General features: G+C 69.7%; 18 protein-coding genes and 1 pseudogene. 9 read left to right on the forward strand and 10 right to left on the reverse strand.

The window, feature by feature from the left end; genetic code table 11:
- The 4 genes and pseudogenes from AC6RA4_RS10235 to AC6RA4_RS10250 form a co-directional block, all read left to right on the forward strand.
- Window positions 1–428 (forward strand): annotated as a pseudogene (locus AC6RA4_RS10235) (NADH-quinone oxidoreductase subunit B family protein); the annotation flags it as partial.
- A complete protein-coding gene (locus AC6RA4_RS10240; RefSeq protein WP_500159981.1) occupies window positions 421–1,710 on the forward strand; it encodes a Ni/Fe hydrogenase subunit alpha in 1,290 nt (429 codons plus the stop codon). The pseudogene AC6RA4_RS10235 and the gene AC6RA4_RS10240, both read left to right, overlap by 8 nt.
- Window positions 1,703–2,152 (forward strand): hydrogenase maturation protease, encoded by a 450-nt coding sequence (locus AC6RA4_RS10245; RefSeq protein WP_500159983.1) that lies wholly within the window; start codon window positions 1,703–1,705, stop codon window positions 2,150–2,152. Before AC6RA4_RS10240 ends, AC6RA4_RS10245 begins: the two co-directional genes overlap by 8 nt.
- Before the next feature lie 104 nt (window positions 2,153–2,256).
- Complete coding sequence (locus AC6RA4_RS10250; RefSeq protein ID WP_500159984.1) at window positions 2,257–4,974, forward strand: cation-transporting P-type ATPase; 2,718 nt, start codon at window positions 2,257–2,259, stop codon at window positions 4,972–4,974.
- Window positions 4,975–5,028: 54 nt separating this feature from the next.
- On the opposite strand, the gene AC6RA4_RS10255 is transcribed toward AC6RA4_RS10250, so the two are convergent.
- Window positions 5,029–6,729, reverse strand: a complete 1,701-nt coding sequence (locus AC6RA4_RS10255) for an ArnT family glycosyltransferase (RefSeq protein ID WP_500159986.1) — start codon at window positions 6,727–6,729, stop codon at window positions 5,029–5,031.
- Between the two features lie 173 nt (window positions 6,730–6,902).
- On the opposite strand from AC6RA4_RS10255, the gene AC6RA4_RS10260 reads away from it, so the two are divergent.
- Entirely contained in the window at window positions 6,903–8,387 is a 1,485-nt protein-coding gene (locus tag AC6RA4_RS10260) for a UbiA family prenyltransferase (protein WP_500159988.1), read from the forward strand.
- Window positions 8,384–8,758, forward strand: coding sequence for a DMT family transporter (locus AC6RA4_RS10265; protein WP_500159989.1), 375 nt, complete (start codon window positions 8,384–8,386; stop codon window positions 8,756–8,758). Before AC6RA4_RS10260 ends, AC6RA4_RS10265 begins: the two co-directional genes overlap by 4 nt.
- Window positions 8,759–8,809: 51 nt before the next feature.
- On the opposite strand, the gene AC6RA4_RS10270 is transcribed toward AC6RA4_RS10265, so the two are convergent.
- From AC6RA4_RS10270 to AC6RA4_RS10285, 4 genes are all read right to left on the reverse strand, one after another.
- Entirely contained in the window at window positions 8,810–9,625 is an 816-nt protein-coding gene (locus AC6RA4_RS10270; protein WP_500159991.1) for an SDR family oxidoreductase, read from the reverse strand.
- Window positions 9,626–9,657: 32 nt separating this feature from the next.
- Window positions 9,658–10,455 (reverse strand): SDR family NAD(P)-dependent oxidoreductase, encoded by a 798-nt coding sequence (locus AC6RA4_RS10275; RefSeq protein WP_500159993.1) that lies wholly within the window; start codon window positions 10,453–10,455, stop codon window positions 9,658–9,660.
- Window positions 10,456–10,606: 151 nt separating this feature from the next.
- On the reverse strand, window positions 10,607–11,935 hold the full coding sequence (locus tag AC6RA4_RS10280) for a sensor histidine kinase (protein WP_500159995.1): 1,329 nt from the start codon (window positions 11,933–11,935) through the stop codon (window positions 10,607–10,609).
- The gene (locus AC6RA4_RS10285) at window positions 11,932–12,591 is read right to left on the reverse strand and encodes a response regulator transcription factor (RefSeq protein WP_500159997.1); all 660 of its coding nucleotides are present in this window, start codon (window positions 12,589–12,591) and stop codon (window positions 11,932–11,934) included. The genes AC6RA4_RS10280 and AC6RA4_RS10285 overlap by 4 nt, the downstream gene beginning before the upstream one ends.
- Window positions 12,592–12,745: 154 nt before the next feature.
- Here AC6RA4_RS10285 and AC6RA4_RS10290 point away from each other — a divergent pair, with 154 nt between their 5' ends.
- From AC6RA4_RS10290 to AC6RA4_RS10300, 3 genes are read left to right on the forward strand one after another with little or no spacing between them, the layout of a single operon-like run.
- Window positions 12,746–13,216, forward strand: coding sequence for a DUF2271 domain-containing protein (locus tag AC6RA4_RS10290; RefSeq protein ID WP_500159999.1), 471 nt, complete (start codon window positions 12,746–12,748; stop codon window positions 13,214–13,216).
- Window positions 13,217–13,224: 8 nt separating this feature from the next.
- Window positions 13,225–15,423: a PepSY domain-containing protein gene (locus AC6RA4_RS10295; protein ID WP_500160000.1), complete on the forward strand. Its 2,199-nt coding sequence runs from the start codon at window positions 13,225–13,227 to the stop codon at window positions 15,421–15,423.
- Window positions 15,404–16,315, forward strand: a complete 912-nt coding sequence (locus tag AC6RA4_RS10300; RefSeq protein WP_500160002.1) for an FAD:protein FMN transferase — start codon at window positions 15,404–15,406, stop codon at window positions 16,313–16,315. The genes AC6RA4_RS10295 and AC6RA4_RS10300 overlap by 20 nt, the downstream gene beginning before the upstream one ends.
- Before the next feature lie 13 nt (window positions 16,316–16,328).
- Here the strand turns inward: AC6RA4_RS10300 and AC6RA4_RS10305 are convergent, their stop codons facing one another.
- The 5 genes from AC6RA4_RS10305 to AC6RA4_RS10325 form a co-directional block, all read right to left on the reverse strand.
- Entirely contained in the window at window positions 16,329–17,069 is a 741-nt protein-coding gene (locus tag AC6RA4_RS10305) for an ABC transporter permease (protein ID WP_500160004.1), read from the reverse strand.
- Window positions 17,066–18,001: an ABC transporter ATP-binding protein gene (locus AC6RA4_RS10310; protein WP_500160006.1), complete on the reverse strand. Its 936-nt coding sequence runs from the start codon at window positions 17,999–18,001 to the stop codon at window positions 17,066–17,068. The genes AC6RA4_RS10305 and AC6RA4_RS10310 overlap by 4 nt, the downstream gene beginning before the upstream one ends.
- Complete coding sequence (locus tag AC6RA4_RS10315) at window positions 17,998–19,125, reverse strand: ABC transporter permease (protein WP_500160008.1); 1,128 nt, start codon at window positions 19,123–19,125, stop codon at window positions 17,998–18,000. The genes AC6RA4_RS10310 and AC6RA4_RS10315 overlap by 4 nt, the downstream gene beginning before the upstream one ends.
- 53 nt (window positions 19,126–19,178) lie before the next feature.
- Window positions 19,179–20,087 carry a glycine betaine ABC transporter substrate-binding protein OsmF gene (osmF, locus tag AC6RA4_RS10320; protein WP_500160010.1) on the reverse strand — a complete coding sequence of 303 codons (909 nt, stop codon included), beginning with the start codon at window positions 20,085–20,087 and terminating at the stop codon, window positions 19,179–19,181.
- A gap of 268 nt (window positions 20,088–20,355) precedes the next feature.
- Window positions 20,356–21,282 carry a LysR family transcriptional regulator gene (locus AC6RA4_RS10325; protein WP_500160012.1) on the reverse strand — a complete coding sequence of 309 codons (927 nt, stop codon included), beginning with the start codon at window positions 21,280–21,282 and terminating at the stop codon, window positions 20,356–20,358.
- Window positions 21,283–21,606 lie beyond the last annotated feature (324 nt).

The following is a 21,606-nucleotide window of genomic DNA, read 5'->3' on the forward strand; positions in this document are numbered from 1 at the left end:
ATATCGAGACCCTCGCCCGCTCGACCCCGGTCAGCGATCACGTGCCGGTGGAGCTCGAGCTGCATGGCTGTCCGGTGTCGAAGACGCAGCTGCTCGAACTGATCACCGCGGTGCTGGCGGGGCGCAAGCCGCAGATCCCGGGCGAGGCGCAATGTACCGAGTGCAAGCGGAAAGGGACGGCCTGCGTCATGGTCGGCAAGGGCGTGCCCTGTCTCGGACCGGTGACGCGGGCCGGCTGCGGCAATCTCTGTCCCTCGGTCGGGCGCGGCTGCTACGGCTGTTTCGGCCCAGTGGCGGGGGCGAATACCGAGGCGCTCTCGGCGCAGTTCCGGGCGATGGGCGTCTCGGAAGAGGCGCTCAGGGCGCTCTACGGCAGCTTCACCTGTGCCGCGCCGGAGTTCGCGGCGGCGAGGGGCGACGATGACTGAGCGCACCATCAAGGTCGATGTGCTGGCCCGGGTCGAGGGCGAAGGCGCGCTCTACGTGAAGCTGCGCGGCGACGAGGTGGAGCGCGTCGAGTTCCGCATCTTCGAGCCGCCCCGCTTCTTCGAGGCGCTGCTGCGCGGGCGCCCGGCCACGGATGCGCCCGACATCACCTCGCGGATCTGCGGCATCTGCCCGGTGGCCTATGTCATGGGGGCGAGCCAGGCAGTGGAGCAGGCCTGGGGGCTCGAGATCACCCCCGAGATCCGCGCCCTGCGGCGGCTGATCTATTGCGGCGAGTGGATCCAGAGCCATGTGCTGCACGCCGCCATGCTGCACGCGCCGGATTTCCTCGGCCTGCCCGACGCGATGGAGATCGCGCGCGCCGAGCCCGAGCTCGTGCGCAGCGCGCTGCGGCTGAAGAAGCTTGGCAACGCGCTGATGGAGGTGATCGGCGGGCGCGCGGTGCACCCGGTCAACACCCGTGTCGGCGGCTTCTTCCGCGCGCCCGAGCCCGGGCGCATCGCGGCCCTCATTCCCGAGCTCGAATGGGGCGCCGAGGCCGCGCGGGAGATGGCGCTGGCCTTTGCGCGCTTCGACTTTCCCGAGGATGAGGGCGACTACACCTTCGTCTCGCTCGTGCACCCGGAGGAGTACCCCATCCTCGAGGGCCGCATCGCCTCGAACCGGGGGCTGGAGATCGGCAAGGAAGACTTTGCCGCAACCGTGCGGGAAACGCAGGTCGCCCGCTCGAACGCGCTGCACGCGCATCTGCCGGACGGCGCGCCCTACATGGTCGGGCCGCTGGCGCGTTACGCCAACAATTTCGCGCGGCTTCCCGAAGCCTGCCGCCGGACCGCCGCCGAGGCCGGTCTGGGACCGGCGGAGCGCAACCCGTTCAAATCCATCCTCGTGCGCATGATCGAGGTGCAGTTCGCCTGCCTCGAGGCGCTGCGGCTGGCGCGCAGCTACGTCCCGCCGGAGCCATCCTTTGTCGAGGGCCCGCCGCGCGCCGGTGAGGGCTTCGGATGCACCGAGGCGCCGCGCGGCATTTGTCATCATGGCTATGTGCTCGACGCGGAGGGCCGGCTGGTCTCGGCCAATATCGTGCCGCCGACCTCGCAGAACCAGCCGCAGATCGAGGCCGATCTGGCGCGCATCGTGGCCCGTTCGCTCGATCTCGACGACGCGGCGCTGCGCCATCGCTGCGAGCAGGCGATCCGCAATTATGATCCCTGCATCTCCTGCGCGACGCATTTTCTGAAGCTGACGGTGGAGCGTGACTGAAGACCTGCCCGCCTTCTCGCTGTTCATCGGGGTCGGCCACCGCTTCCGGCAGGACGATGCGGTCGGGCCGTGGCTCGCCGATGCGCTGGCACTGGCCGGCGTGCCCGCGGTCGCCCATTGCGGTGATGGCGCGGGCCTTGTGAGCCGCTTTGCCGAAGCCCCCGAGATCCTGATCGCGGACGCGACCCAGAGCGGCGCGGCGCCGGGAGTGCTGCGCCTGATCGATGCGCGCGCGGGCCCCTTGCCCCAGACCCTCTTCCGCAATTCGACCCACGAGCTTGGCCTTGCTTTCGCCGTCGAAACCGCGCGGGCGCTGGGGATGCTGCCGCGCAGCCTGTGGATCGTCGGGATCGAGGGCGCGTGTTTCGGCTTTGGCGAGGCGCTCTCGCCGCCGGTGGCTGCAACCGCCGAGCGGGTCTTCAGGGCGCTGGACAGGCGCTGAGCAAGGGGCGGCAGCGGCGTTTCCTCGCAAGTGCAGAAAAACGGTTGCGACGGCGCGGCACCGGGGCCGAGACTGGCGCGAGACTGGTCGGAGGAACGAGAGGCATGACGGATCAGGGTGAGACGCCGTTCCACGCGCTTGGCGCGGAGCAGGTGCTCGACGCGCTCGAGGCCACGACCGAGGGACTGAGCACGGACGAGGCGCAGCGGCGGCTGGCGCGGTACGGCGCGAACCAGCTCCCCGAGCCGCCGCGCCGCCCGGCGCTGCTGCGCTTCCTGCGCCAGTTCCACAACGTGCTGATCTACGTGCTGATCGGCTCCGCCACGGTCACGGCGGCGCTGCAGCACTGGGTCGATACCGGGGTGATCCTCGCGGTGGTCGTGATCAACGCGGTGATCGGCTTCGTGCAGGAGGGCCGCGCCGAGCAGGCGATGTCGGCGATCCGCGAGATGCTCGCGCCGCAGAGCATGGTGTTGCGCGACGGCCGCCGCCAGAGCCTCGACGCCGCGGCGCTGGTGCCGGGCGACATCGTCGTGGTCGAGGCCGGCGACCGGGTGCCCGCCGACCTGCGCCTGACCGAGGCGCGCGGTCTCAAGGCCCAGGAGGCGGTGCTGACCGGCGAGTCCCTCGCGGTCGACAAGGGCGCGGAGCCGGTGGCGCCGGAGGCGGCGCTTGGCGACCGCAGCCCGATGCTGTTCTCGGGCACGCTGGTGGCCTCGGGGCGCGGGCGTGGCGTGGTCACCGCCACCGGCAGCGCCAGCGAGATCGGCCGGATCAGCGGGATGCTGTCTCAGGTCGAGACCGTGCGCACGCCGCTGTTGGTGCAGATGGACCGCTTCGCGCGCTGGCTCACCGCCTTCATCCTGCTGGTGGGGGCGACCCTGCTCGCCTACGGCTACTACGTGCGCCAGCTGCCCTTCGCGGATCTCTTCATGGCGATTGTCGGTCTGTCGGTCGCGGCCATCCCCGAGGGGCTTCCGGCGGTGCTGACCATCACGCTGGCGGTGGGGGTGCAGGCGATGGCGCGGCGCAACGCCATCGTCCGCCGCCTGCCGGCGATCGAGACGCTCGGTGCGGTCTCGGTGATCTGTTCCGACAAGACCGGCACGCTCACCCGGAACGAGATGACGGTGGCGAGCCTCGCCGCCGACGGTCACGTCTTTGCGGTCGAGGGGGCGGGCTATGCGCCGAGCGGGGCGGTGCGCCGGGGAGAGGATCCCGTGACCTCTGCCGAGCACGGTGTTCTGGCCGAGTTCGCGCTGGCGGCGGGGCTCTGCAACGACGCGCTGCTGCGCCCGCACGAGAGCGGCTGGCATGTCGAGGGCGACCCGATGGAGGGCGCGCTGATGGCGTTGGCGGGCAAGATCACCGGCGACGGGCCAGAGCCGTTCCGCCACTGGAGCCGCAGCGATGCGATCCCGTTCGACGCCGCGCATCGCTACATGGCGGTGCTGAACCACGATCACGAGGGCAGCGCCCGCATCCACGTCAAGGGCGCGCCCGAGGCGGTGCTGGCGCTGTGCCGCGACCAGCGCGCGGAGGGCGGCGGCCGCGCACCGCTCGACGCCGCGAGCTGGCACCGGATGGTCGAGCGGCTGGCGGCCGAGGGCCAGCGGGTGCTCGCAGTGGCGACGCGGGCGGTGCCGCCCTCGCACACGGTGCTCGACAGCGGCGACCTCGCCGGGACGCTCACGCTGATCGGCCTTGTCGGGCTGATCGACCCGCCGCGCCCCGAGGCCATCGCGGCGGTGGCCGAGTGTCACGCCGCCGGCATCCGGGTGAAGATGATCACCGGCGATCACGCCGCCACCGCCCGGGCCATCGCCAAGCAGATCGGCCTGCGCGACACCGAGCGCGTGCTCACCGGCGCCGATGTCGACGCGCTGGAAGACGGCGCGCTTGCGGAGGCGGCGGTGCGGACCGACATCTTCGCGCGCACCTCTCCGGCGCATAAGCTGCGGCTGGTCAAGGCGTTGCAGGCGCGCGGGTTGACCGTGGCGATGACCGGCGACGGCGTGAACGACGCCCCGGCGCTGAAGCGTGCCGATGCGGGCATCGCCATGGGGCTGAAGGGCAGCGCCGCGGCGCGGGAGGCGGCGGCCTTCGTGTTGGCCGACGACAACTTTGCCTCGATCGCCGCGGCGGTGCGCGAGGGGCGCACGGTGTTCGACAACATCAAGAAGGTGATCAGCTGGACGCTGCCCACCAGCACCGGCGAGGCAATGACCATCGTGGTGGCGCTGTTCGCCGCCATGCCGCTGCCGATCACCGCCGTGCAGATCCTCTGGATCAACCTGATCACCGCCTCGACGCTCGGCCTTGCGCTGGCCTTCGAGCCGAGCGAGCCCGGCACCATGGCGCGCGCGCCGCGCCCGCGCGACGAGCCATTGATGAGCGGCGCGCTTCTCTGGCACATCGTGTTCGTGTCGCTGCTGTTCCTGCTGGCGGTGTTCGGGATGTATTTCTACACCATCGAGCGCGGCTCGTCGGTGGCGCTGGCGCAGACCGTGGCGATGAACACGATGGTGGTTCTCGAGATCTTCCACCTGTTCTTCATCCGCAACATGAACGCGCGCGCGCTGTCGTGGACGGCGCTTCGCGGCACGCCGGTGATCTGGGTCTGTGTCGTGGTTGTGGCGCTTGCACAGCTTGCGATCACCTACCTCCCCGCGATGCACGGCATCTTCGACACCGCCGCGCTGCCGCTGCGGGATGCCGCGCTGATCCTCGTCATCGGCGTCGTGTTCTTTGCGCTGATCGAGACCGAAAAGCAGCTCCGCCTGTCGCTGCGCGGCGAGACGCCCGAGCCACCGGCGGCCTGATGCGCCTCCTGCATCCGTGGCCGGGTGCCGCCCCCGGCGGCGGCAGGTGCGGGGTCAGCTCTCGGCCATCGGGCCGTTTGCGGGGCAGCGGAAGATGCTGACATTGCGCTCGAGAAACAGGGGCTTGCGGGCCGCGACCTCGGCATCGAGCGTGCAGCGCATGGCCATGTCCTCGAAGAAGTCCCGCATCAGCTCGGAGGGCACTTCGGTGCGCATGTAGGGCAGGTTCTTGACGATGAAGACCGAAAAGCCCTGATCGAGCCAGTAATCGAGCTGCCATTCCTCGCGTTGCGGTGGCCAGGCATGGGCCTGCACCTCGTAATCCTCGGTGTCTTCGTCGACGCCGTCGAGACCGTACATTACCGTGGGCATGGCGATCTGGAACACCGCGCCGGGCACGTTCTCGCGCACGCGCCGCTCTTCGCTGAGGTCCGGCATCTCCACGTCATATTTCGCCGCCAGCCGGTCCCAGCGCGCCAGTTCCATCGCCTGAGCCTCCATGCGCTGGGGCAGGCTGGTCTCGAGCATGGTCATGATGCGCTGGTCGGCATAGTCGCGCGCGATGAGGGTATCGACCTCCTCGCGGATCGCCGGGGCCGTGGCCTGCCGCAGCGGGATCGCGGCGTTCGAGGCGCTGAGCACAAGGCCAAGGGCAAGCGCTGCGGTGGCGCCGAGGCGCAGCACCGGCTGCGGCGCGGCGCTGAGCGCGGCGAGCGCCAGCGCGGCGAGCAGCGCGAAGCCGGCGAAGTTGGCGATCCAGAGATGCTCGGGCTGCCGCGACCCCACCAGCACCGCGGTGCCGGCGGTGGCCAGCACCAGCGCGATCCAGAACACGATCAGCAACGCCGTCTTGTCGAGTCTGGCGCCCGGCAGGAGCAGCGCCAGCGGTGCCAGCAGCGCCGCCAGGAGCCAGACCGCGTTGAGCCCCAGAACCGGGGTCGAGAGCCGCTCAAGCAGGGTCGACAGGCCCACCGTGCGATTAGCGTCGTCGGTCACCGACATCACCGTCTGGATTTTCTGGAACGCGAGGAAGCTGGCGAAATCCATCACGATGCCGATGTTCAGGATCGGCCAGGCGATCGCGGCGGTCAGCACGATGCGTGCGACCGAGGCGGCGCAGGCCCTGCCGCCCGCGCTGCGGGCCAGCAGGATCCAGTATCCCAGCGCCAGCGGCGCGAGGACCAGAACGCCGGATTGCTTGAAGCTCACGGTCAGCACCGCCATCAGCGCCACGATCACGTCCCAGCGGGCCGGACGGTCGCTGTCGAAGCGGACGAGCGTGGCCCAGAACGTGGCGATCAGCGCGGTCGACAGCGCCACGTCGCCCTTGGCGATATGGGACATGTAGACGCCCAGAGGGAACAGGGCGCCCACCAGCCCCACCGCGAAAGCGCGGTCGCGCGCGAGGCCGGTGTGCCGGGCAATGCCGTAGAAGAGCGGCGCGAGCAGCGCGCCGGTGGCGGCGGTCATCAGGCGAGCGGTGACATAGAACGGCGTCGCATCCTCGAAATACTGGGCCCGGAACCCGGCCGGACCCGACCACCAGTCGAGCACCTGCCCGATGCCGAAAAGGACGGCGAGACCGACGGCATTGAGGTAGTTGATCAGCGGCGGATAGAAATGCTGTTCGGGCACCAATTGCCCGGTCAGCACCTTGGCGGCCTCGTTGATCCGCTCGTCTCCGTGGAAATAGCCGTAATCCGTCCCGACAGCCCGCAGCAAAAATGCAACGGCGAAAAGAACGAAAACCGACATAGTTCCGACCCACTTCCGGCCAGATATACTCATAATACAGATCCTTGGAGCCGCCTGAGGTCAGACAGATACCACACAGCCGCAATTCGAAATAGTTTTTGTATGTATTGTCCCGATACCTGCACGAATGGCCAACGCCAGATCGGACTGTACCGGGAAAAGGGGGAACCCCGATGAATGCCGTGCTCACGTCTCTCGAGACCGCCTCGCCCAGTGTCGAAAATTCGCTCTACGTCGATCTCGACGGGACCTTGATCCGCACCGATGCGGCGCAGGAGCTTCTGATCGAGGCGCTGAAGGCGCCGGCGCGCTGGCCCGCCGTCTGGCGCGCCGCGCGGCAGGACGGGCGGTCCGGGATCAAGCATGCGCTCTGGAACGAAGAGGCCTTTCTTCCCGAGCTTCTGCCCTACAACGAGGATGTGCTGGCGCATGTGCGGCAGGCCCGCGAGCAGGGCCGCCGGGTGATCCTTGCCACCGCCGCCGACCGTCGCGTCGCCGACGCGGTGGCCGCGCATCTCGCGCTATTTGACGGTGTGCTCGCGTCCGAGCCCGGTCACAATCTGAAGGGCGCCGCCAAGCTCGAGGCGATCAAGGCCGATGCCGGGGGCGTGGCCTTTGAATATCTCGGTGACAGTGGCGCCGATATCCCGATCTGGGAGCAGGCAGGCTGGGCCGGATTCGTGGCGCCTGCCGGGGCGGTGGAAGAGGCGCGGCAGCGCAGCGCAGAGCGCACCACGCTGGTCTCGCAGGGCAACCGCTCGCTGGCCCGTGGCATCTGGAAGGCGATGCGGCCGCATCAATGGGCCAAGAACGTGCTGGTCTTCGTTCCGCTGCTGCTGTCGCACCAGTACGGCCATGCCGGGATGCTGCTTGCTGCCCTGATGGCCTTTGTCTGCGTCTCGATCCTTGCCTCCTCGGTCTACATCGCGAACGACCTCGTCGATATCGAGGCCGACCGGCGCCATCGCACCAAGCGCAACCGGCCGTTTGCCTCGGGCGCGGTGCTGCCGGTGCAGGGCGCTCTCGCGGCGGTGGGTCTGGCGACGCTGTCGCTATTGCTCGCCTTCGCCCTGCTGCCGGTGAAGTTCGGCGCGATCCTGCTCGTCTATCTCGTGCTGACCACCGCCTATTCCTTCGTGCTGAAGCAATTCTCCACCATCGACACCATCGTGCTGTCGCTGCTGTACACGCTGCGCATCGTGGCCGGGGCAGCGGCCTGCGGCATCGCGGTCAGCTCGTGGCTGCTGACCTTCTCGCTGTTCTTCTTTGTCAGCCTCGCCTATCTCAAGCGCGCCATCGAGCTTGAAAGCGTCGATGACGACACCAAGCTGCCGAGCCGCAACTACTGGGGCGCGGAACTGGCCACGGTGCGGGCCTTCGGGATCGCCAACGCGGCGGCCTCGATGCTCACGCTGGCGCAGTACATGTCGAGCGCCACCGCCAGCCAGACATACGGCGCTGCGGATCTGTTGTGGCTGGTCATTCCGCTGATGATGTTCTGGATCTATCGCACCTGGATGTGGGCCTGCCGGGGCAAGATCGGCGATGATCCGGTGATCTTCGCGGTGACCGACCGGATCAGCCAGCTGGTCTTTGCCACAACCGTTCTGGTGGTACTCGCCGCCCGCTATCTCAACATGGAGCCGCTGATCCAATGACGCTGCTCGGGTTCGCGCTGATCTTCGTGTCGGTGGCGCTGTCGGCGCTGGGGCAGACCTGTTTCAAGGCCGGTGTCACCGGGGTGACCTTTGCCGAGGGCGCAGGGGTGATCGGCAAGGCGACGGCGCTTCTGCTCTCGCCCTGGGTGCTGGGCGGGCTGGCCTTCTATGGGGTCGGCACCGTGCTTTGGCTGTTCGCGCTGAAACGGGTCGACCTGTCGCTGGCCTATCCCTTCGTGTCGATGAGCTTTGTCATGGTGGTCGGGGCCGGCGTGGTCTTTCTAGGCGAGTCCCTGACGATGCCGAAGCTGCTGGGCCTCGCGCTGATCATCGCGGGGCTCTGCGTCATGGCGCTGGACGGGGTGCGCTGAGCCCCCGCCTGCCCGAAGCCGACCGAGGCCGCTCCGCGGGACGCGGCCGCGTCAGGCGCCGACGATCATGCCGCCGTTGACGTGGATGGTCTGGCCGGTGATGAACGACCCGTCGCGCGAGGCGAGAAAGACATAGGCCGGCCCAAGCTCGCGCGGCTGGCCCACACGCCCGATGGGCGCGGCCATGGTCTTGAGCATGTCCTCGTCGAACTCTTCGAACACCGACTGGATGTCGGTGGCGACCGGACCGGGGGCGACCTCGTTCACGCGGATGCCGCGCGACATCACCTGCTTGGCCAGCGACCGGGTGAAGGTGGTGATGGCGCCCTTGGTGGCCGAGTAGGGCAGCAGGGCGTCGTTGCCGACGAAGGCGTTGATCGAGGTGGTGTTCACGATCGCCCCGCCATCGGGCATGTGCCGCAGCGCCGCCCGCGACAGGAAGAACATGCCGGCCATGTTGACGTCGAAATGCGCGCGCCAGTCCGCGTCGCTGACCTCGTCGAGGCTGTGATAGGCCTTCTGGAAGCCGGCATTGTTGACCAGAATGTCGATGCCGCCCCAGGCCTCGACCACCTTGGCGACGGCGGCGTCGCAATCGCCGCTCTGGCCGGTGTCGCCCTGCAGAACCAGCGCCTCGGTCCCTTCGGCCTCGAGACCCTTGCGGGTCTCTTCCGCCTTGTCCTCGGCGGAGTGGTAGAGGATGGCGACCCGTGCGCCCTCGCGCGCCATGTGCAGCGCGACCGCGCGTCCGATGCCGCTGTCGCCGCCCGAGATCAGCACCCGCTTGCCCTCGAGCTTGCCCGCGCCCCTGTAGCCGTCGTCGATATATTCCGGCGTGGGCAGGTGGGAGACATGTCCGTCCTTCATGGGGATCCTTTCGCTGGTCGCGCGTTGAAAGATCAGGTGTTGATCGCAGCCACGGCGCCGCCATCGGCGCGCCATGCCGATCCGTTGGTGAAACTCGCGCGGTCCGAGCACAGCAGCGCCGCCACCGCCGCCACCTCGTCGGCCTGCCCGCGGCGCTTGAGCGAGAGGTAGGGGCGTTCCTCGTCGAGGAAGCTCTCCACCGCCTCGTCCATCGAAACGCCCAGGGAGCTGGCGCGCTTTTCCATCATGCCATCGGTCATCGGGCTTTCGATGAAGGCAGGCATGACCGCGTTCACCAGCACGCCCTTCGGCCCGTAGGGCAGCGACAGCGCCTTGGTATAGCTCAGCAGCGCCGCCTTCGAGGCATTGTAGACCGCCTCGTCGGGGTAGGGCTGCACGGCGTTTTCAGACACCGTGAAGACCACGCGGCCCCAGCCCTTGGAGACCATGCCCGGCACCAGCGCCCTGGTCATCCGCACCGCCGACATGAAATTGGTGTTCCAGCACTCGAACCAGTCGTCATAGGCCATCTCGAGCGGATCGCCCTTGGCGCCGGTGATCCCGGCCATGTGCACGAGGATGTCGGCGCCGCCCTTCCAGCCGATCCGCTCCGCCAGTGCGGCCACCGCCTCGTCGTCGGTCAGGTCTGCGGCATATTGGCCGACCACGCTGTCGCCGAGCGTGGCGGCGGCCTCGGCAAGCGCCTCGTCTGAGGTGTCGGTCAGGAACAGCCTTGCGCCGTCCTCGGCAAGAACCCGCGCCGTCGCCAGCCCGATGCCGCCGGCGGCGCCGCTGATCACCGCCAGCCGTCCTTCTATCTTCAGGTCCATGGAACGCCCTTTCGTTGCTCGCCGGTCAAACCGGCGGGCGGGCGATCCGTTCCCGCCCGGACGCTTCAATCGGGCATTGCGGACGTTGCCGGGGCGCGGGCGCGGCCCGACGCCGCGTTTTTGACCACGGATGCCCCCGAAGGCGGCGGGATCAGAACCGGAAGACGACCTCGACGCCGCCCTCCGATCCCGGGCGCGGAGAGGTCACGCCGAGGGTCGAGCCGCTGCGCTCGGCGATGATCTGGACGATGGAGAGCCCGAGCCCGGTGCCATCCCCCGCGCCGTCGCCGCGGGTGAAGCGCTGGCTCAGCCGCGCCAGATGGTCGGCGGCAAGCGTGGGACCGTCATTGGCGACGAGAAGCTCGGCGCCGGGGCTGAGGCGCACCTGCACCGGGCCGTCCCCGGCCCCGTGGCGCAGGGCGTTTTCCAGCAGGTTGCGCAGCACGATGCCGAAGGCGTCGGCATCGAGATCGCTCTCGACCGGGGCATCGGGCAGGCTTAGCGCGATGCGCTGTGCCAGCGGCGCGGCGCGGGTGAAATCCTCGACGATGAGCTGCGCGACCGGGCGCAGATCCATGCGCGTGTCGAGCCGCAGCCGCGCGCCTTCGGCGCGGGCCATCTGCATCAGCTTCTCGGTGTAGCGGGTGAGGCGCTTGAGGGTTTCCTCGATCTCGGCGGCGCGGGCACGGGCGGAGGGATCGGCGCTTTCGCTCTGCAGCCGCTGCGCCTGCGCGATGGCGCCCGCCACCGGGGTGCGCATCTCGTGCGCGGCATTGGCGGCGAAGCTGCGCTCGGCCTCGAACCCGGCCTCGATCCGGCCCATCAGGGTGTTGGCCGACGCGACCACCGGCGCAAGCTCGCGCGGCAGCCCGCCGAGCGGCACCGGCACCAGATTCATCGGCCCGCGCAGCGCCAGCTCGCGGCGCACGCCCTCGAGCGGTCTCAGGCCCCGCCGTACCGCCAGCCAGATCCCCAGCAGGGTGAGCGGCACCAGCGCGAGCAGCGGCAGCAGCGAGGCCATCAGCGCGCGCCGATAGAGCAGCCGCCGCGCCGCGAGCGGCCGGGCGACCGCGATGCCCACGTCGCCGCGCCAGCCGCGGTCGACGTAGAAGCGCCAGCTGTCATCGCGCGAGAAGCCGAGCCCGGTGGGAAAGGCGATCTCGGAGGCGCCCTCGGAGCGCAGCAGAACGCCCTTGGTGTCGGAAAACACCACGAAGGCGGTGTCGTCGGCCTCGGCCCTGACGCGGCGCAGATCCTTGCCGTCGGGCCCGTCCTCGCGGTCGTCCTCGCGCTCGTAGCGCTCGTGCACGACGATGGGCAGGATGCGCTCGGCCGTGGCCTTGAGGTCGCGGTCGAACACCTCGTTCACCTCGTGATAGAGGCCGTTCAGGGTCCAGACCGTGGCCGCGAGCCAGAGCACCGAGACCAGCCCGCCGGTCAGCAGGCCGATGCGCGCGGTGAGGCTGAGGGGCTGTGTCATGGCTGGCCCAGCCGGTAGCCGAGGCCGCGCTCGGTCACGATCACCTCGCGGCCGAGCTTCTTGCGCAGGTGGCTGACATGCACCTCGATGGTGTTCGAGCCGATGCTGTCGTCGAAGCTGTAGAGCAGCTCCTCGAGCTGCGGCTTGGTGTGCAGATGGGTGGGGCGCTGAAGCAGGGCTTCGAACAGCGCCCATTCCCGCGCGGTCAGCGCCACAGGGCGTCCGTCGCGGGTGACCGTGCGCGCGGCGAGATCGACCTCGAGCGCGCCCAGCGTGATCAGCGGGTTGGGATTGCCGGCATAGCGCCGCGACACCGCGCCGATGCGGGCGGAGAGCTCGGCGAGGTCGAACGGTTTGACGAGGTAATCGTCCGCGCCGGCCTGCAGCCCGGCGATGCGGTCGCTGACCTGATCGAGCGCGGTGAGGATGATCACCGGGGTCACGTCGCCGCGGGCGCGCAGCGCCTTGAGGAACGGGATGCCGCGCCCGTCGGGCAGCATCAGGTCGAGCAGCACCAGATCGAAGGGTTGGGCATCGAGCGCCGCCTGCGCCTCGTCCAGCCGCCCGGCCCGGTCGACACCATGCCCGTCGGCACGGATCTGGTCGGCCACTGCCCCGCCCAGAACGGCATCATCCTCGATCAGCAGGACACGCATGACAGCCTCTTTTCCTTGGGTCGCATTACACTCCGCCGCGAAACTGAAGGCAAGCTGAAGCACTTTGCCGGAGCGCTTCAGCAAGGCATCAGGCGCGCGCGGGAAAACCGGCCCATAGACCGGGGCCAGGCCCCTTTCCCGACGGAGATGACCGATGAAACTCATGCCTTCCCTGCTTGCCGCCAGCACCGCGCTTACCATGCCGGGCCTGGCAAACGCCGCTCAGGTCACGCTCGACACCACGCTGCGGAATTATGGCGGCGAGAACGCCTATCTCGCCTATTACATCACCGATGCGCAGGGCCAGTTCGTGCGCCACCTTTGGGTGGCCTCGGGCAAGTCGCGCTGGTGGGATCATCTGAGCAACTGGTACGCCGCCACCGGCGGATCGTCGGCGCAGATTGCCGGCCTGTCCGGGGCCTCGGTGGGCTCGGGCCGCGCGCTCGAGGTGACCGTCGATATCGAGGATGCGCTGATCGACGCCGGCTACCAGATCCGCGCCGATGTCGCGGTCGAGCACATGCCCGACAGCCCGGCCGAGATCGTCGTGCCGCTCGACAGCTCTGCCGCCGGTCAGAGCGTCGCGGGCCGGGGCTACATCGCCTCTTTCAGTTTCGACATGTGAGGCCCGCCATGTTCCGCGTCCTGCACCGTATTGCCGGGCTGGTCCTGGCCCTCGTCCTGACCGTGGTCTCGCTGACCGGCGTGATCCTGTCGGTCTTTCCGCTGCTCAATGCCGACCGCACGGCGGCGCGCCTCGATGCCGGCGCGCTGGCCGAGGCGGTGATGCAATCGGTGCCGGGCGCGGAACAGATCCTCGTCGACAGCAACAACGTGGTGACTGCAGTGGCCTTCGGGCCGGAGGGGCTCAGCCGGCAGCTCATCGACCCGGCCTCCGGCGCGGTTCTGGGGCCGGTCTCTGACAGCGGGCTCGAGCTCTGGTTCGAAAGCCTGCACCGGTCGCTGTTCCTGTCGGACAGCGGCCAGATCGTCGTTCTGTTCGCCACGCTCGGGCTGATCGGGCTTGCGGTGAGCGGCCTGTGGCTGGCGGCACGGCGGCTTGGCGGCTGGCGCAGGCTGTTGGCCCGCGACCGCGGCACCGGCGCGGGGAGGTTGCACCTGCGTCTCGCGCGCTACGCGCTCGTCGGGCTGATGCTGTCGTCGCTCACCGGTCTGTGGATGGGAGCGGCGACGCTGGGTCTGATCGACGAAGTGCGCCCGCTTCCGGCGGTGCCCGCGAGCGTCAGCAGCGGCGAGGCGCTGCCCGCCTCGGAGCTTGCGGCGCTGAGCGCGATCCCCGGGGACGAGCTGCGGGCGATTGTCCTGCCGCGCGCCAACCTTCCCGGGCAGGCCTGGCAGGTCGAGACCGACGCCGGTGCCGGCTATATCGACCCGGTCACCGGCGAGATGCTGAGCTGGGCCGACCGTCCGCTGAGTTCCAGGATCATGGATCTGGTGCACATGCTGCATACCGGCCAGGGAGCGGCCTGGATCGGGCTGCTTCTCGGGCTTTCGGCGCTGAGCGTGCCGGTGCTCTCGGGCAGCGGTCTGCTGCTCTGGCTGTCGGGGCGCTCGCGCCCGTCCGCGCTGCCGCAGACCGACGCCGCCGAAGCCGATCTCGTGGTGCTGGTTGGGTCCGAGGGCGGCACCACCTGGCGCTTTGCCCGCGCCTTCGCGACCCAGGCCCATGCGGCGGGGTTGGGCGTGCATCTTGCCGAGATGAACGCCTTCGCCCCCGAACGCTACACCGGTGCCCGCGCTATCCTCGCCTTTGCCGCCACCTATGGCGACGGCGATGCCCCGGCAGGCGCAACCGGCTTCCTTGACCGGCTCGACGCCCTCGACGCGGCCCCGACGGCGCCGCTCTCGGTGCTGGGCTTCGGCGACAGCAGCTATCCCGCGTTCTGCGGTTATGCCGCACAGGTGGCCGAGGCCGCCCGGGCGAAGGGCTGGGCGCAGACGCTGGAGCTTTGCCGGATCGACCGGCAGTCCGCCGCGGGTTTTGCCGACTGGGCGCGCAACTGGAGCGCCGCGACGGGGATCGCGCTTGGCGACGTGGCCGAGGCCCTCGAGCCGCAGCCGACGCGCGAGCTGATGCTTGTCTCGGCCCATTTCTACGGCGAAGACGTGCAGGCCCCGACCGCGATCCTGCGCTTCGCGCTGCCGCCGCGCACGCTCTCCGAGCGGCTGTTCCGGCGCGGATGGGGCGGGTTCGAGGCCGGAGATCTGCTCAACATCCTGCCCGAGGGCTCGGAGGTTGCGCGCAGCTATTCGTTGGCCTCCTCGGCGCGCGACGGCTGGGTCGAAATCTGCGTCCGCAAGCGTGCCGGCGGGCTGTGCAGCGGCCAGCTCTTCGCGCTCGAGCCCGGCGACACGATCACCGCCCGGCTGCAGCCGAACCCGGCCTTCCATGCGCCGAAGGACTCTGCGCCGCTGATCCTGATCGGCGCGGGCGCCGGCATCGGGGCGCTTGCGGGCTTTATCCGCGCCAACCGGCGCAAGCACCCGCTGCAGCTGGTCTACGGCAGCCGGTCGACCGGCGCCGACCTGCCTTACGGCGCCGATCTGGCAGAGTGGCAGGGCGAGGGGCGGCTCTCTGCCCTGAGCCTCGCCTGGTCGCGGGGCGACCGTCCGCGCTATGTCCAGCAGGCGATCGAGGACGATGCGTCGCGGCTGCGCGAGAGCATCGCCAGGGGCGCCCGGGTGATGATCTGTGGCGGGCGCGAGATGGGCGCGGGCGTGGCCGCTGCACTCGACGAGGTGCTGGCCCCGCTCGGCCTGACCACCGAGATGCTGAAACAGGAGAACCGCTATGTCGCAGACGTCTTCTGATCCGTTTGCCCGCACTAGCCTCAATGGCACGACCATGGGCACGCATTGGTACCTCACCTTTCACGGCGCGGAGTTGCCGACCTTGCGCCCGGCGCTTCAGGCCGCGGTCGACCGCGTCGATGCGCAGATGTCGCTCTGGAAACCCGAGAGCGCGCTGAACCGGCTCAACGCCGCCGCGCCCGGCGCGTGGGTGCCGCTGCCGCCCGAGACGATGGCGGTGCTGGAGCGTGCGCTCGAGATCGGACGGCAGTCGGGCGGCGCCTTCGACATCGCCGTGGCCGACGCGGTCTGCGCCTGGGGCTTTGGCCCGGATGCGGCCGACCCGCACCGTATGGCGTCGCTTCTGCGGACGCCGCGCCGCCGGCGGGCCCACGATCTGCTCGAACTCGATCCGGCGGCGGGGCGGGCACGCAAGCACGCCGAGACGCGCTTCGATCTGGGCGGCATCGCCAAGGGCTATGGCACCGACGCGCTGGTCGAGGTCGCCCGGGCGCAGGGTCTGAGCGGTTTCACCGCCGGGATCGACGGGGATCTGCGCTGTGTCGGCACCCAGCCCGACGGCAGCCCCTGGCCGATCGCCATCGAGGCGCCCGAGCACGACCGCCGCGCGGTGCAGTCTCTGGTGGAGCTGAGCGACTGCGCCATCGCCACCTCGGGCGATTACCGGCACTGGACCGAAATCGCCGGACGCCGTCTGTCGCATACGATGAACCCGGTGACCGGCGGCCCGGTGATGGCGCCTCCGGCCTCTGTCACCGTGCTTGCCGAGGATTGCATGAGCGCCGATGCCTGGGCCACGGCGCTGATGGTGCTGGGCGAGGAGACCGGGCGCCAGCTTGCCAGGGCGCGCGGCATCCGGGCGATGTTCCTGACCCGGGCCGAGGCCCCTTGAGCGAGGGCGCCGCTCAGCCCCGCAGGCCGAGACGCCGGGCCAGCCGCCGTTCGAGCTGCACCAGCGCGTCGTAGATCAGCACCGCGAACAGCCCCACGATCAGCCCGCCCTGCAGCACATAGGCGGTGTTGTTGGTCAGCAGCCCCGCGATGATCACCTCGCCCAGGGTCCGCGCCGCGACGGTCGAGCCGATGGTCGCGGTGCCGAGCGCGATGACCACCGAGAGCCGGATGCCGGTCAGGATCACTGGAAGCGCCAGCGGAAGCTCGACCTGCAGGAGCCTCTGGCGACGGCTGAGGCCGATGCCGCGCGCGGCCTCCATCGTTGCGGGCGGCAGACCCGAGAGGCCGGTCACCGCGTTCTCGAAGATCGGCAGCAGCCCGTAGAGAAACAGCGCCACCAGAGTCGGTCCTGCCCCGAACCCGAGCGCCGGGACCGCGAGGGCGAGCACCGCCACCGGCGGAAAGGTCTGGCCGATATTGGTGATGGTGCGCGACAGCGGCCGGAAGGCCGCGCCCGCGGGCCGCGTCACCAGGATCGCCAGCGTCACCGCGACAAGCGTCGCAGCGCATGAGGCCAGCGCCACGAGCCCGAGATGGCTGAGCGACAGCGAGAGCAGCGAGGCCCGTTCATAGATCACCGGCCCGCCCTCTGGCGCAGCGGGGGCGAAGACCGGCGCGAACCACTCGGGCCGGAGCACCAGCGCCACAAGCAGCGCGACCAGCGCTGCGCGCAGCAGCGCGCCGGCGCTCATGCGTGCGTCTCCGCGCGCGTCCGGATCGCATCGAGCGTGACCCGTCCGACCGGCGCGCCGTCGCGGGTCACCGGCAGCGCGTCGCGCCCGGTCCAGAGGCAGATCGACAGCGCGTCGCGCAGGCTGGTCCCGGCGTCGATGGCCGGGCCGTCGGCGGCGCCGTCCTCGACGATCTCGGACACCGCAAAGAGCGACAACAGCTTCAGCGGCCGGTCGACGCCGCCGACCATCTCGGTCACGAAGCCGGTGGCGGGATGGGTGATGAGCTCGGCCGGGGTGGCGTATTGCACGAGCTTGCCGGCATCCATCACCGCCACCCGGTCGCCGAGCTGGATCGCCTCCTCCATGTCGTGGGTGACGATCAGGATGGTCGAGCCAAGCGCCCTCTGAATGCGGCGCAGATCCTCCTGCGCGCGGGTGCGGATGATCGGATCGAGCGCGCCGAAGGGCTCGTCCATCAGGATCATGTCGGGGCGCGAGGCCAGCGCCCGCGCCACGCCGACGCGCTGCTGCTGTCCGCCGGAGAGCTCTCCGGGGTAGCGGTCGCGGAATTCCCCGGGCGGCATCGAGAACAGCTCGAGCAGTTCGTCGACGCGGGCGCGGATCTTGTCGCGCGGCCAGCCGAGCAGACGCGGCACCGCGCCGATGTTGCGCGCGACGCTGTGATGCGGAAACAGCCCGTGCCCCTGAATGGCATAGCCGATGCGCCGCCGCAGCACCTCCTTGGCAAGCCCGGTCGTCGGCTCGCCGTTGATCCGGACCTCGCCCGAGCTTGGCTCCACCAGCCGGTTGATCATCCGCAGCAGAGTGGTCTTGCCGGAGCCCGAGGTGCCGACGATGGCCGTGATCGTCCCGGCCTCGACGGTGAGCGAGACCGCGTCCACCGCCGGTTTGCCGTCGTAAAGCTTGCTGATCCGGTCGATCTCGATCATGCGCCGTGCTCCGGGGTGGGGCTGGCCAGCTCGACCAGGATGTCCATGACGATGGCGGCGGTCAGGGCGAGCGCCACGGCGGGCAGGGCGCCAAGCAGGATCAGATCGGTCGCGGTCTGGTTGAGGCCCTGGAACACGAAGCTGCCGAAGCCGCCGCCGCCGATCAGCGCGGCGATCACCGCGAGGCCGATGTTCTGCACCAGCACGATGCGCAGCCCGGCAAGGATCACCGGCAGCCCGAGCGGCAGCTCGACCTGCCAGAGCCTCTGGCGCGGGGTCATGCCCATGCCTCGGGCGGCGTCGCGGGCGGCGGGCGGCGTGCTGTCGAGGCCCGCGACCGTGTTGGCGACCACTGGCAGCAGCGAGTAGAGCACCAGCGCGAGGAAGGCGGGGGCAAAGCCGATTCCGGCGATGCCGAGCGCCTCGGCGCCGGGCAGGCTGTCTCCGATCCAGCCGAGCAGCGGGATCATGATGCCGAACATCGCCAGCGACGGGATGGTCTGCAGGAAACTCAGCAGCGGCAGAAGCGCGGCGCGCAGGCGCAGGTTGCGATGACAGGCGATGCCAAGCGGAAAGCCGATGCCGGCGGCCACCGCTAGCGAGCCGAAGGCCAGCCCGAGATGGCGCCAGAACGCATCGGTGAAGGCGGCGCGCCGCCCGTCATATTCGCGAAAGATCGACAGCTCGCTCAGCGCGCCCGATTGCAGGACCAGCGCCCCGGCGACAAGTGCCACGCCTAGCAGCGCGGCCCGCGCCAGCGGTCCCGGGGACAGCGACGAGAGCGCGTCGGCCATCAAGAGGCCGAGGATCACCAGCAGGTACCAGAACCCGGATGCCGGCGAGACCCGCGCGTAATTGCCGGCGCCGTCGAGCAGGGTCTCGGCCCCTTGCGCCAGCAGCCAGAGCGCCCCGCCGAGCCCCAGCGCCGCCCCCAGCAGCCGCAGCCACGGCCAGCGTGCGGCAAGGCCGAGCGTCAGCGCCACGGCGATCGCGGCAAGCCCTGTGGCAACGGCGCCGGGGCTGGCGACCGACCACAGCGCCATGCGCTCGCCCGCGACGATGCGGTTCGCCGCCAGCGTCATGAACGGCGCCAGCAGCGCCAGAGCGCCGAGCGCCGCAAACACGGCGCCGGGCGCCGAAATGGCGGGACGGTTTCGGGCGGGCACCGTGACGGCGCTCAGTCGAGCACGCCGATGGTGGTCAGATACTCGCGGGCCACCGCCTCGGACGGCTCGCCGCCGACCTGGATGCGGCCGTTGAGGTCCTGCAGGGTCGCCATGTCGAGATCGGCAAAGATCGGGTTCAGAACCTCGGCAATCGCCGGGTACTCATCGAGCACGGCGTCACGCACCACCGGCGCGGGCTCGTAGACCGGCTGCACGCCCTTGTCGTCTGCCATGACGACGAGACCGGCGGCGCCGACGCCGCCATCGGTGCCATAGGCCATTGCGGCGTTCACCCCGGAGGTGCCGCGCGCCGCGGCCTGGATCGTCGCGGCGGTGTCGCCGCCCGACAGGATCACCGTCTGATCGGGGGTCAACTCGAACCCATAGGCCTCCTGCATCGCCGGAAGCACCGCGGGCGAAGAGACGAACTCGGTCGAGGCGGCAAGCTTCACGTCGCCGCCATCCGCGACCCAGGCGCCGAAATCGGACATGGTGACGAGGTTGTTGTCGCTGGCCAGCGCGCCGGTCAGGGCGATCGCCCAGGTGTTGTTGGCGGGGGCGGACTGAAGCCATGTCAGGTCGTTCTCCGCGGCGTCGAGCTCGGCGGCGCGGGCATAAGCCTCTTCCGGACTCTTCCAGACCGGGCTGTCGGCCTCGTTGAAGAAATAGGCCGCGTTGCCGGTGTATTCTGGGTAGATGTCGATCTGGCCGGCAAGCAGCGCCTCGCGCACCACCTGCGTGCCGCCAAGCTGTAGCCGACGCTCCACCGGCAGTCCGGCATCCTCGAGCGCCAGGGCGATCACGTTGCCGAGCAGCCCGCCCTCGGTGTCGATCTTGGAGGAGACGACGATATCCGCCTGAGCGGCGGTGCCGAGCGCTCCGGACAGGGCGAGAATGGCGGTAAAGATGTGCGATTTCATGGCGATCTAAGCTCCTCCGGCGGGGTGACCGTGCCTGTGCAGGGTGTTTCCTCCCCGAACCTAGCGCAACCTCCGGTCTCACCAAGACTTAAATCGCCGGGGTTTTGCCGTGCCGGCCGTGCGGGTCTGGCGGCGCTGCCGCGGCGAGAGCGACGGGCCTGATCTGCTTCGCGAGCGGCAACAGGTCGTCGCGATCCGGCGGCCCGATGCATCGTGGCCGATCAGGATCACCGGGCCTGCCCGGCGCGGGCGGCAGCCGCTGCCGGCCTCAGACGAGAAGGCCGGGTAGCTTTCCGGCGTCGGCGGCCTCGTGGCAATGGTCGATAAAGGCCTGAATGGTGCGCGAGACATGGTCTGCGCGTGACAGGGCGATGCCGAGCTGCAGAGGCTCCACATCGCTCTTGAGCGGAATGAACTTGAGCAGCTTGCCGTCCATCGCCGAATCCGAGACCGTGCGCATGTTCGAGATCCCGAAGCCGAACCCGTTGGCAACGAGGCTGCGCTGCACCGACACTTCTCCGGTGCGTTCGGCGATGCGCGGGCGGCGGCCAAGGGCACGGAAGAACGACAGGAAATACTCAGAGCTGTGCGGCAGGTCGAGCAGCACCATGTCGTGATCGACGAGATCCGCCACCGAGAGTTCGCGGCGCCCGGCCAGCGGATGCGCCACGTCGACCATCACGTAGGGCGGCAGGCTCTGCAGCGGCTGGAAATCGATGTCGCTGGGCAGCGACAGGTCGTAGGTCAGCGCCACGTCGATGCGCGAGGCGCGTAGCGCGTCGAAGATCTGTGCCTGATCCAGCTCGGCCTGCGTGAAATCGACGTTTTCGTACTTGTCGACAAAGCTGCGGCGCAGCTGCGGCACCATGAGCTGCACGAAGGTGCGCATGCAGCCGACGCGCAGCGAGCCGCGCACGCTGCCGGTGTAGATATGCGCCATGTCGTTGAGCTTGTCGGCGGCCTCGATCACGGCGCGCGCCTGGGTGATGAAATGCTCGCCCGCCGGGGTCAGAACCGACCCCTGCGAGTGGCGGCGGGTGAAGAGCTGAACGCCGAAGCCGGCCTCGAGCTGGGCGATGGCGGAGGACATCGAGGGGGCGGTGACGTTCACCTTGTCGGCGGCCAGCGCAATGCTGCCCGCTTCGCCCACCGCGATGAAATACTCGAGCTGTCGCAGGGTAAACCGGAGGGGCATGTCCTTCACCTTCGTCTTTGCCACCCCGGAACCTCACCGGAGCGGCGCCTTGGCCATGTGTCGCCGGGCGCAGCATAGTGCGGCGCCCCTGCGGGATCGAGAGCGTGCGAGGCCGGGGCGCGTAACCGCGCCGCGAACGGCGCGCGGCGATGCACGAATGCGGCACTTAGGGCAGACCATGCCGCGGGGATCGCCCCGCGCGGTCACCCCGTCAGCGGGTCGGCTGGGGTCTTTGCCGGAACGGTTGCGGGCGCGGGTCTCAGTCCGGGATCACGGCGGTGGCGTCGATCTCGACCAGCCATTCGGGACGGGCCAGCGCGACCA

Source organism: Salipiger sp. (assembly GCF_059781815.1).

Coding starts and splice junctions, on each gene's coding strand:
- AC6RA4_RS10255 (WP_500159986.1), bottom strand. CDS start 6,729: ATGTCGGTTTTCGTTCTTTTCGCCGTTGCATTTTTGCTGCGGGCTGTC.
- AC6RA4_RS10295 (WP_500160000.1), top strand. CDS start 13,225: ATGTTCCGCGTCCTGCACCGTATTGCCGGGCTGGTCCTGGCCCTCGTC.
- AC6RA4_RS10275 (WP_500159993.1), bottom strand. CDS start 10,455: ATGGACCTGAAGATAGAAGGACGGCTGGCGGTGATCAGCGGCGCCGCC.
- AC6RA4_RS10300 (WP_500160002.1), top strand. CDS start 15,404: ATGTCGCAGACGTCTTCTGATCCGTTTGCCCGCACTAGCCTCAATGGC.
- AC6RA4_RS10265 (WP_500159989.1), top strand. CDS start 8,384: ATGACGCTGCTCGGGTTCGCGCTGATCTTCGTGTCGGTGGCGCTGTCG.
- AC6RA4_RS10240 (WP_500159981.1), top strand. CDS start 421: ATGACTGAGCGCACCATCAAGGTCGATGTGCTGGCCCGGGTCGAGGGC.
- AC6RA4_RS10305 (WP_500160004.1), bottom strand. CDS start 17,069: ATGAGCGCCGGCGCGCTGCTGCGCGCAGCGCTGGTCGCGCTGCTTGTG.
- AC6RA4_RS10290 (WP_500159999.1), top strand. CDS start 12,746: ATGAAACTCATGCCTTCCCTGCTTGCCGCCAGCACCGCGCTTACCATG.
- AC6RA4_RS10280 (WP_500159995.1), bottom strand. CDS start 11,935: ATGACACAGCCCCTCAGCCTCACCGCGCGCATCGGCCTGCTGACCGGC.
- AC6RA4_RS10270 (WP_500159991.1), bottom strand. CDS start 9,625: ATGAAGGACGGACATGTCTCCCACCTGCCCACGCCGGAATATATCGAC.
- AC6RA4_RS10250 (WP_500159984.1), top strand. CDS start 2,257: ATGACGGATCAGGGTGAGACGCCGTTCCACGCGCTTGGCGCGGAGCAG.
- AC6RA4_RS10285 (WP_500159997.1), bottom strand. CDS start 12,591: ATGCGTGTCCTGCTGATCGAGGATGATGCCGTTCTGGGCGGGGCAGTG.
- AC6RA4_RS10260 (WP_500159988.1), top strand. CDS start 6,903: ATGAATGCCGTGCTCACGTCTCTCGAGACCGCCTCGCCCAGTGTCGAA.
- AC6RA4_RS10325 (WP_500160012.1), bottom strand. CDS start 21,282: ATGCCCCTCCGGTTTACCCTGCGACAGCTCGAGTATTTCATCGCGGTG.
- AC6RA4_RS10310 (WP_500160006.1), bottom strand. CDS start 18,001: ATGATCGAGATCGACCGGATCAGCAAGCTTTACGACGGCAAACCGGCG.
- osmF (WP_500160010.1), bottom strand. CDS start 20,087: ATGAAATCGCACATCTTTACCGCCATTCTCGCCCTGTCCGGAGCGCTC.